The 9,857-nt window shown below is 40.8% G+C and carries 10 protein-coding genes; all 10 read left to right on the top strand.

What is annotated here, in order from left to right:
* Nucleotides 1-150: 150 nt before the first annotated feature.
* Nucleotides 151-1,086 (top strand): replication initiation protein RepM, encoded by a 936-nt coding sequence (repM, locus tag NI468_RS15435; protein ID WP_253102555.1) that lies wholly within the window; start codon nucleotides 151-153, stop codon nucleotides 1,084-1,086.
* Between the two features lie 20 nt (nucleotides 1,087-1,106).
* Complete coding sequence (locus tag NI468_RS15430; RefSeq protein WP_253102553.1) at nucleotides 1,107-2,231, top strand: hypothetical protein; 1,125 nt, start codon at nucleotides 1,107-1,109, stop codon at nucleotides 2,229-2,231.
* A 953-nt stretch (nucleotides 2,232-3,184) separates the two neighbouring features.
* Entirely contained in the window at nucleotides 3,185-3,511 is a 327-nt protein-coding gene (locus NI468_RS15425) for a hypothetical protein (RefSeq protein WP_253102551.1), read from the top strand.
* 23 nt (nucleotides 3,512-3,534) lie between these two features.
* Nucleotides 3,535-3,717 carry a hypothetical protein gene (locus NI468_RS15420; RefSeq protein WP_253102549.1) on the top strand — a complete coding sequence of 61 codons (183 nt, stop codon included), beginning with the start codon at nucleotides 3,535-3,537 and terminating at the stop codon, nucleotides 3,715-3,717.
* A gap of 369 nt (nucleotides 3,718-4,086) precedes the next feature.
* On the top strand, nucleotides 4,087-4,368 hold the full coding sequence (locus NI468_RS15415) for a hypothetical protein (protein WP_253102547.1): 282 nt from the start codon (nucleotides 4,087-4,089) through the stop codon (nucleotides 4,366-4,368).
* On the top strand, nucleotides 4,365-5,477 hold the full coding sequence (locus NI468_RS15410; protein ID WP_253102545.1) for a phage major capsid protein: 1,113 nt from the start codon (nucleotides 4,365-4,367) through the stop codon (nucleotides 5,475-5,477). Before NI468_RS15415 ends, NI468_RS15410 begins: the two co-directional genes overlap by 4 nt.
* A gap of 58 nt (nucleotides 5,478-5,535) precedes the next feature.
* The gene (locus NI468_RS15405) at nucleotides 5,536-8,016 is read left to right on the top strand and encodes a hypothetical protein (RefSeq protein ID WP_253102543.1); all 2,481 of its coding nucleotides are present in this window, start codon (nucleotides 5,536-5,538) and stop codon (nucleotides 8,014-8,016) included.
* 4 nt (nucleotides 8,017-8,020) lie between these two features.
* Nucleotides 8,021-8,308 carry a hypothetical protein gene (locus NI468_RS15400; RefSeq protein WP_253102541.1) on the top strand — a complete coding sequence of 96 codons (288 nt, stop codon included), beginning with the start codon at nucleotides 8,021-8,023 and terminating at the stop codon, nucleotides 8,306-8,308.
* A gap of 2 nt (nucleotides 8,309-8,310) precedes the next feature.
* Entirely contained in the window at nucleotides 8,311-8,640 is a 330-nt protein-coding gene (locus tag NI468_RS15395; RefSeq protein ID WP_253102539.1) for an HNH endonuclease, read from the top strand.
* A gap of 419 nt (nucleotides 8,641-9,059) precedes the next feature.
* Entirely contained in the window at nucleotides 9,060-9,599 is a 540-nt protein-coding gene (locus NI468_RS15390) for a plasmid replication DNA-binding protein (RefSeq protein ID WP_253102537.1), read from the top strand.
* Nucleotides 9,600-9,857 lie beyond the last annotated feature (258 nt).

Genomic DNA, 9,857 nt, shown 5'->3' with positions numbered 1-9,857 from the left:
TATATGACGACAATTTCCTTGTTATATGACGACAATTTCCTTGTTATATGACGACAATTTCCTTGTATTTAGCGACATTGTTTTAAATTGACTGTATAAAGACATTGATATATATTGTATTTGAATTGGGGTGAATTGGAATTGTTCAAAATGGGTGCTGATTTAGTTGTAAAAGATAATTCATTAATAAACGCTTCCTATAATTTAGAAGTGGCAGAACAAAGATTGATCTTACTGGCTATTGTTCAGGCAAGATCCACAGGGCAAGGCATTACGGCTGAAAGCAAATTAAGCATACATGCCAAGGATTATGCAGATAGATTCGATGTAACCAACGAAACAGCTTATGAGGCATTAAAGAGCGCTGTTCACAATCTATTTAATAGGCAGTTTTCCTTTAAAGAACAAACAGATGACAACAAGGAAATTGTCGTTAAATCAAGATGGGTGAGCAGAATCGCATACATTGATTCTATGGGTGTTCTTCAGATAACTTTTGCTCCAGACGTTGTCCCGCTTATTACTAGACTCGAGCAGCACTTTACGAGCTACCAACTGAAGCAGGTGCAGCAGCTAACAAGCAAATACGCGATCCGAATGTATGAGATTCTTATTTCATGGAAAAGCATTGGTAAAACACCGGTGCTGGACATTAATGACTTGCGTTTTAAGCTAGGGATTGAAGATTCTGAATACAAAAGAATGAGTGACTTTAAGGCCCGTGTTTTGGAGCCAGCCATTAAACAGATTAATGAGTTCACAGACATTAAAGCGGAATACGCACAGCATAAATCTGGTCGAACAATTACAGGCATCGATTTCAAATTTAAATTAAAGAACCAGCCACCTAAAGAAAAGAAAGTTTCAAAAGATCAAAATACAATTGATATGTTCACCAGTATGACAGACAAGCAGATATTACTTTTTGCGAAGAAGTTAGCGCGTGACGATCAATTTGCTGGTCGTATGGGTGAGGTTGGGGAGAGTTACGAGGATCTGGAAAGAAGATTAATCGATATGCTGGTTGATCCTAGAAATCTGGTGAAGTGGGCGGACGATTTAAGACGTTTAGGATTTAATAACTAATTGATTTAGGAAATGGGCTAATGAATCAAGCAGTAAAAACAGAGAGTGTGAAGAAATCCAGCACACTTGGGCAGAAAGGTTTTTTTGTTGTCAGCAGTGAAAAATGGGATAAATTATTTTTGTTGCAAAAGGCTGAAAAAATATCCATTGCTGATATGGCAGCTTATTTAGTCTTAGCGTGTGGAACAGGTGCAGATCATAAAACAACTTCGTGGAGTGCTGGCGCAGTTTATTCACATGCTGGAATATCACCAAGACCAGCCACAAAAAGCATTGATAGATTGGCGGCTTATGGCTTTATTGAAATCAGCAAGGCAGCGCAAAAAAACAAGTTCCCAGTTTATAAGTTAGTATTTAAAAATGATCCAAAAAAAGAAAGCAATCAGGATAATATCTATATCCCCAGTGGTGTTGTGACTGGAGTTAGTGGTGAAGATTCGCCACTTAAGAGATTAGTGAATCGTCAGAACCCTAATCTTTTATATTTATTCATTCGCTTATACGCTTTTCAAGACAAATTCCTTGATTGTATAGATTTGAAGTTGGTATCAAGCACATTAAATGGAAACTTAGGTTGTTTTATAGAGTCAGATTATAATGAGGGTGGACTACTAAAAGTCTACAGTGATGCTGGTGATGAAACGGGACTTTCTGCAAAATTCAAAAGTGAGTTTTATAATTTTGGACAGCCTCAATCTGATGACTATGAGAACCCATTTTATTTTTGTGAAAGCTCAGATGATGGTGATAGTGAGCATACAGGCGTCTGGGGATTTTATTGCAACCTTGTCAGACTTGGTTTAATTCAACAATGTGCATTTGCGTGTCGTGGTACTTTTGAATCGCCTGATGATTTAGATGTTATTTGTGAGTTAGAGAAATCAAAGCAGATTCAATTTTTGAGAGAGATTCAAGCCATAGCAGAAACAAAAACAAACACATTTTTATATGATGCTGACTCCATTGCCTCTATGCCAGGAGCAACAGTAGCAATTCTACCAGCCAAGTATGAGAATATTCATATCCAACGGGGTTATAAGATGACATATAGAACCAAAGTTGGCGCATCAAAAGCTGGATTTTTGCGACAGAAAGACTACGATCAAGAAGTACTTTTTCTATTAAACAAGATTAGAGTTGATTGATGTGTTTTTTATTAAGTATATGATTTTCATTAAAAACACGCTCTATATCAAGGTATATCAAAGTTAATCAAAGATATATCAAAATTAATCAAAGTAATTCAAGGGAGAATAATAGTTTTATAACTATAACCACGCCCACAAAGTGTGGTTTTCCTTTTTTATAGCTAATACCTTCTAGAGTTTATATGCAGCAAAAAGCAAAAGCGTAATCAGAGGGGGAAATAGTCATTCTTCCATTGTGTCAGCTCGTAGACACTCGCTTAAAAGCTTTCATTGTGAATTAACTACGAAACTTTCGTACGGTCAACTTACTCCAATGGTGAAAGTTAAAAATATTCAATAACTTCGATCATCCAGATTTGGATTAACCTTTAAAAACAACCAGGTGTGGTCATCTTGACCATAGCTTCACCTTCATGTATTCACGTACGCGCGCGCACAACGCTTAAAATCCCAAGAGAATTAAAATGTGAGTAGCAGGCCGGTTCCTAATAATTACCCCAGCAAAGACAAAATCACCCCCCACACAGTGTGAATGTGCACTGAACGCAATTTTGCGCTTTGCTTTGAAAACAATAAGTTTCCCTCATTTGGAGGAAATCTTTTCACTACATTTAAAGTGTAGTAGCGGATCAGGTATAACCGCCAATGGCGGACGGATCGGAAGCATTCACCCCATTGGGGGATATGAGCAAACTTGCTCACATTTAAAACCTGACCAAGTGACTAGCTCTACCACTTGGACGGCTAAGTTAATTCAGCATCCTAAATGTGGATTTAAAATCTGAAAGTGTGAAGCTCCTCTTTTTTGAGGAGCATGTGGATCTCCCAAAATTTCGGGATACCTATATCCTCAAATTGAGGACGTAAAAATATATCAGTTCCCTCTTGTATCACTATCGTATATACGATAAATTAAGAGAATAATCTAACAAGGATAAGAGGGAAAAATTATGGGCGCTCAAATGAAGGTAGAAGTTAAACCATATAGTGCTGCGGATATTAGCTGGGCTCATGAGGTCGCGAGTTCAGACCTTGATTGGGCACTTGGGGGGATTGCGGATCTTGAGCAGGATATTAAGGAAGTTCAGCAAACTTTAAAGAATCAGTATGGGGTGAGCGAGTGCTCTATTGATGTTCATTTTAATAAGTTTAAGCGCCATTTGCAGATGCTCGAGTACCTTCTTGATGAGCGCCTTCACTATCATAAAGAAGAAGCCAGCAAGTATGGTGAAGAAAATAACTTGAGCAAGAATACAGGAAGGGCTATAAAGCTCTGAAATGAAGTAATCAGGAATTCAATTTGAATACCAAGAAATTAGAAACAGCCCGGGAAAGATACGAGACAAAAAGAAAGATTAAACCAGTTTCATTTAATACAGAGACTGAGGCGGATCTACTGGAGTATGCCAACAGTTTAGATTTTAGTGAATGGACCAAACAAAAGCTGAAGCAGGAAATGGACACTCAAAGCCCTGAGGAATAGATCCTAATTCCAAAACTCATAAAAAAGCCCCTACTGCGAGTTGGGGCTTTTTTATTTGCACAAAATCAATTTCTACTGCTCAAAACACTTAAAAGACGGATATTTAGAGGACATCAATCCTATAAAAATGTTTAGATAATTCACTATATAAAACTTTTTATTATGGGTCAAACGGTAATTAATAAAAAAAAGTAACCCAGCATCGCCTAGGCAACGACACCGGGTTTGAAACGGGCTATGTCTCAACTCAATAATACATAACTAAATAGAATAAGTAAATTTATTATTAATAACTAAAAGTTTGACATTGTGCGAAATAGTGACTAATGTTGGTAACAAGTTACGAATAAAAGAATTTAGGGGGCTTGAGTGAATCAGGCGAATAAAAGCAGCCTAAGAGTGCAGAAAAAAAGACGATTAGATGCTGCAAAGGTGAAGTTTTTTGATGAGCATAGCGGAGAGATTCTGTTAGCACTTCAGAGCGCCTCACATTCAATGGAAAACGAGATCAGGCAGTTAAAGCGTGAAGCGCGAGAGCGTGAAAATGTCATAAAAAAACAGGCACAGATTAATGCCCTTATGGATGCTGCTTTGTATGTGAATGCTCGTTTACGCGAAATTAAAGAAATGTTTGAAGGTGAAAAGAAATGACAGATCTATCTCAGATTGAAATTTTAGCCAAAGAGTTTAAAAACCAGGTTGATGCTATTAAGAGTGATACAACTGACCTAAAAGCCGTTGTTCTGGAATTAGAGCAAAAAGCTGCCCGTCGTCCTGGTGGTGGTTCATTCGAAGAAAAGTCAGGTAATAAAGCACTTAAAAAAATTGTTGAATCTGAGCAGGTAAAGGCATACCGCGACAAGCAAGCCAGTGCCGCTACGGTGACAAGTGATTTTGAAATCAAGGCGCTTACAAACTCTGGTTTAGGTGTGGCTGGATCAACAGACTATGGTACACAGACACAGCGTGACCCAGATCCTATCCGCTTCATTAAGAAGCCGGTGACATTGCTTGATGCTTTGCGAGTGATTCCGGTATCAAGTGCATCGTATGAATATGTGAAATTAAAGTCGACATATGAAAATGCAGCTGACTACCAGACTCAGGAAGGGGAAACCAAGGCTGAACAGACAATCCCAACCGAAGCGAAATCAGTAACGCATCGCACAATTGCAGTGACCACAATCGTATCGAATCAGGTGATTGCAGATAACAACAGCTTACAGGCCACAATTATCTCCCTCTTGGGTGGTGGTGTGTTGCAGAAGCTAGAGCGTGAAATTGTTCACGGCGATGGTACTGGCACTAAGATTGAGGGCTTTGCAAAACACGCGAAAGCGCATGAAGCTGAAGCAGGGACTTTACTGGTTGATGCAATCGGTGAGGCGCGAGCAGAAGCCAAAGAAGCGGGATTGCAGCCAAGTGTTGTGCTGGTGAATCCGGTAACCCTGCAACAGATGGTAGGGGTGAAACAAGATGGTGGCGGTTATGTTCTATCAAGTAATGGCTTGCCTGGCTTATCAGATATGTGGACGCTACGAATTATCGAAAGTGCAGCTTGTCCGCGTGATGAAGCCTATGTCCTAGACATGGAGCAAATCGCAGTCCTTGACCGTGAGCAGCTCACAATCAAAATTGATGATATTACGCTTATGGATCAGAACTTAACTCGAATCCGCGTTGAGCTACGAGCATCGTTTGCAAACTTCATTGAAGGTGCAATTGTGAAGGTGACAGTAGCTAATCCGGTAGAAGGTTAATAGGGCTGGAATATAGAGAAAGGGGCTTTATAGCCTCTTTTTTCTTAAGGAGGAATCTATGGCTACAAAACTCGGGGCGCTAACACTCGACCTGGTCACAAAGATTGGAAATTTTGTCGGCCCTATGCAAGAGGCAGAGAAGCAGACAAAAAACAGCTTCGATAAAATGCGCGTCCATGCGAACACGTACGGAATGGCGATTGCAGGCATTGCAGGCAGTGCAGCAATGGCATTGGGGTCCTTAGCAGCGTCAACAGCCAATCAGGCAGCAGAACTCGAAATATTCGCGAACAGAGCGAACACTACCACACAAGAATTTCAGAAGATGGCCGTAGGTGCCAGTGCCATGGGTATTGAGGGTGACAAGCTCTCAGACATGATGAAAGACTTCAATGAAAAAATGGGGGAGCTGACAGCAGTAGGAGCAGGTGGAGGAAAGGACTTTTTCGACAAGTTATCTGGAGACATGAAAGGCGGTGCAAAAGAGGCTAAAAGTCTGATTCTGGAAATGCAAAAGCTCTCAGGTCCAGAAGCATTGCAGATGTATGTTGATAAGCTGGAAGATGCGGGTGTAAGTCAGCAAGAAATGTCCTTCTACCTTGAGTCTATGGCCTCTGACATGACAGACCTTTACCCACTACTGGCGAACGGTGGCGAAGGCATGAAGCTCTATGGTGACATGGCAGAACGTGCCGGCCTTATCATGACAGACCAGACCAAAGAAGCAGCCTTGGCGCTTAAAGATCAAATGTTCATGCTTGATCTGCAGTTCCAGGGGGCAAAAAACCAGCTGGTTAGTGCAGTTATCCCTGCTTTTGTGGATATTGCGGAGGCATTTTTAGGGGGCAGTGAGCAGGGTTTACAGTTTGAAGAGGTTGCTGATGGGGTTGCAAAGACATTAAAAGGTTTGGCATCCGTTGCAATTGGGACTGTTACTGCGATCCAACTTACAGGCAAGGCTCTGGGTGGTATGGCGGCCATTGGTGGTGCGGTCTGGAATGAGATGGATTGGTATGAAATGAATCCATTGGGCTTAGCAAAGGCGGCATACGAAGCGCGAGGTGAAATTGCAGCACTAACTTCCGAGATAAAAGGTGATATGCATGAAACCGTTATGGGTGCAGCTGATCGTTTAGATAAGATGTGGGCTGGCGGGACTTCTGAAAAAGCGAAACAGCTTCGCGGTATCAGAGAGATTCAGCAGCGCAATGCTTCAACAGCAACAGGCTTACAGGATGTTATTGATAAGGAAAATAAAGCAGCAAAAGCAACAGAAGGAAGAGCCAAGGCAGCCAGACAGGCGAACGAGGCTATATCTAAGCAAGCAAAAGAACTTACAGCCGAAGAAATCAAACTCAAGGAACTTCAATTTGCCTGGGATGTGTCACAACATCGATTAACTGAAGATGAGGCATTCCGGTACAAATACAGCTTGGATCAGCAGTCAATCCGCGCAGACAAGGAACTTACAGCTCAACAGAAGGAAATCAAGCTTCAGGCATTAAAGGAAATCTACGAAGGTGGATATACAGCTCTCAAACTAGCACAGGAAAAAGAGCTACTTGAGACAAAGCGGATGTACATGACAGCTGGAGACTATGCCCGGGAATATTACGATGTAGTTAGAAAGGAGATTCTGAATACAGCTGCTTACTCTCCTGAAATGAAAGAAGCAAAAATTAAGGAAGTGAATCTTCAGCAAGGCATTGAGCAGAATGCAGAACGTGAAAATGTTTGGGGAGAATATCAGGACAGGTTTGATGAGAAAGACTCACCATACCAACAGGACATAGATCTATTAGCTGAAGCTCGTAAACAGATGCTCATAACTGAAGAAGACTTTCAGCGACAAAAACTAGCCTTACAGATGAATTACGGTGCTCAGTATGGATCCGAGTTTGCTGGTGCTCTCATGGGGTTGGTCGACAGCTCATCATCTGCATACAGAGCATTGTATTTTGCTCAAAGAGCATTTGCCTTATCTCAGGCAGGGATGAACGTTTGGAAAGCTGCTTCTGATGCTTATGCAAACGAGCCTGGTACTGTATGGCAGAAGGCAGGAGCAGCAGCACTGGCAGCGGTTGAATCGGGGACCTTTGTTTCATTACTCCAAGCAGCTCAACCAGTAGGCTTTGCAGATGGTGGTTTCACTGGATACGGTGGAAAATATGAGCCGGCAGGGATTGTACACAAGGGAGAAGGCGTATTAAATCAGGAAGAAATCAGGGCTTTGGGTGGTCCAGCAGGCTTTGAATTACTTCGAGGAAACATTAAAAATGGATTCTCAGAAGGTGGTCTGGTTGATCCTATTCCAGCATTTAATCCTAAGATTCCTAGGATAGATGTAAAACCAAGTGGTAGTGATAGCAACATACAGATCACACAGCACATCACCTTTACAGATAGTGGTGCACAGATAGACACCAAAGGCCAGAAGGCAATAGCACAAGGTATGGATGCTGCAATGATGGTAATTCTCCGCCGTGAAACCCGTCAGGGTGGATTTATATATAACGAACTAAGAAGGGTAAAAGGGTAGCAATATGGAATTAGAAGAACGTTTACGCAAGTTAGAGAATGAATGTTTTAACAACACATTGCGCAGGCAAGTTGATACGCATTATATAGGTCGAATCCTAAGACACCTGGTAAGCACAGGTGCGATAGATGGGCCACAGCTAAAGCAGGCAATCATCCAGATAGGTGAGGATATGAAGAAGGGATCGAACTATGCCCCTGATTCTGTTCAGACAATAGAAGAGCATACAGCTCAGTGGCTTGATCACATTGAAGAACCTAAAGAGTTTCTTTTATCTGGTGGCTTAAACTAAGTATGGCCAGACTACCAACACTCAAGCCAAGGCTTCAGGTAATCAAGACCAAGCCAGCCCAATCAACAGCACAACCCCAGCCGAAACGCTGGGGAAGTGGCAGAGGTGGAAGACCATGGAGAAGATTGAAGGAGAAGATCCACACACGCGATCACTGGACATGCTTACATTGTGGTATCACAACCATGAAGCTAGAGCTTGATCACATCATTAACGTTGCTCAGGGTGGCACAGACGATGAATCAAACCTACAAAGCTTATGCCCTGAATGTCACAAGGTTAAATCACAGAAAGAAAGCCATGGGGGAATGTCTGTCTTCGGTAGAAAGTAGATAGCGGACACCCGCCAATTACTCACTTATAAAAAAATTTTCATTTTCAGCAAAAGTTAACTTTTTAACATATAGGGAAAACCGATTTTGAAGCAGCGTAAGGCTTTCAGCGTTTTTTCTTTAACTTTTTTAGTTAACTTTTTAACACCTTTAACATCACTTTTTAAATTTCAAAAATATACCTAAAAACGTTTCGTATAATGAATCTTATGTTAAATGGGCAAAAAATAAGCCCTATTTTTAGAGTTGAATTGCTGAGATCAGGGATTATGTTAAATCTGGGAACACATTACCCATATAATGTGTTGCCAAGCCGAAAATGCTAAATAACAGAGATTATGTTAATCAAAAAATTGTTTTACAGAATGCCCCAGATATTGCGAAGATAGGCCAAAATCAGAAGAAATTGGGCTAACTTAATGAACCTACTAACCATTGTGGATGCTGCAAAGCAATTCAATGTCACACGATCCAGAATATATAGAGCACTTGAGAAAGGAACTATCACAGCCCAGATAGATGATGAGGGAATAAAAAGAATAGATCCTTCAGATATGGTTCGAGTATTCGGGAATGCCAAACATAAGAAACCTGTAGCGAACAAGTCCGACACAATAAGAATGGAACAGTCCGAAACTGTAGTGGAAATACTTAGAGAACAACTAAAACAAGCACAGGAACGAGAACAATTCTATAAGGCTGAAATAGCCAATATCAGAAAGGATTTCGATGATTACAAGCTTCTTATCACTATGAAAAACCCCTCCCCTGCCAGCGCTTTTACCGAACAGCCCGAACAAAGTTCGATACAGAAAAACGATACAGTTCAGACAGGGCAAGCAATAGAGTGTAATGACAGGGGTCAGCCAGAAGAAAAAGTTTTGATTACTGAAAGAAAGTCACCAGGGAGAAAACCGGGCTTGTTTGGTCGTGTGCTTCGTACCTTAATAGAAGACTAAAGTGAATTTATAAGTGATTTTTACTATCGTGAAAAACAAACTAAAAATTAGATTTAAAAAAAGAAAAAAGGCTTTTAATAGCTTTTAATAGCTTTTAATGCTTTTAGACAGGTTGAAACCCGCACAGAGCAAGGCATACAGAGCCTATATGACGACAATTTCCTTGTTATATGACGACAATTTCCTTGTTATATGACGACAATTTCCTTGTTATATGACGACAATTTCCTTGTATTTAGCGACATTGTTTTAAATTGA

Source organism: Acinetobacter lwoffii, from assembly GCF_024129355.1.
In the GTDB taxonomy this organism is placed as follows: Bacteria; Pseudomonadota; Gammaproteobacteria; order Pseudomonadales; family Moraxellaceae; genus Acinetobacter; species Acinetobacter lwoffii_I.
Note: the sequence above shows the minus strand (reverse complement) of the source record. Positions and strands in the feature narration are given on the sequence as shown.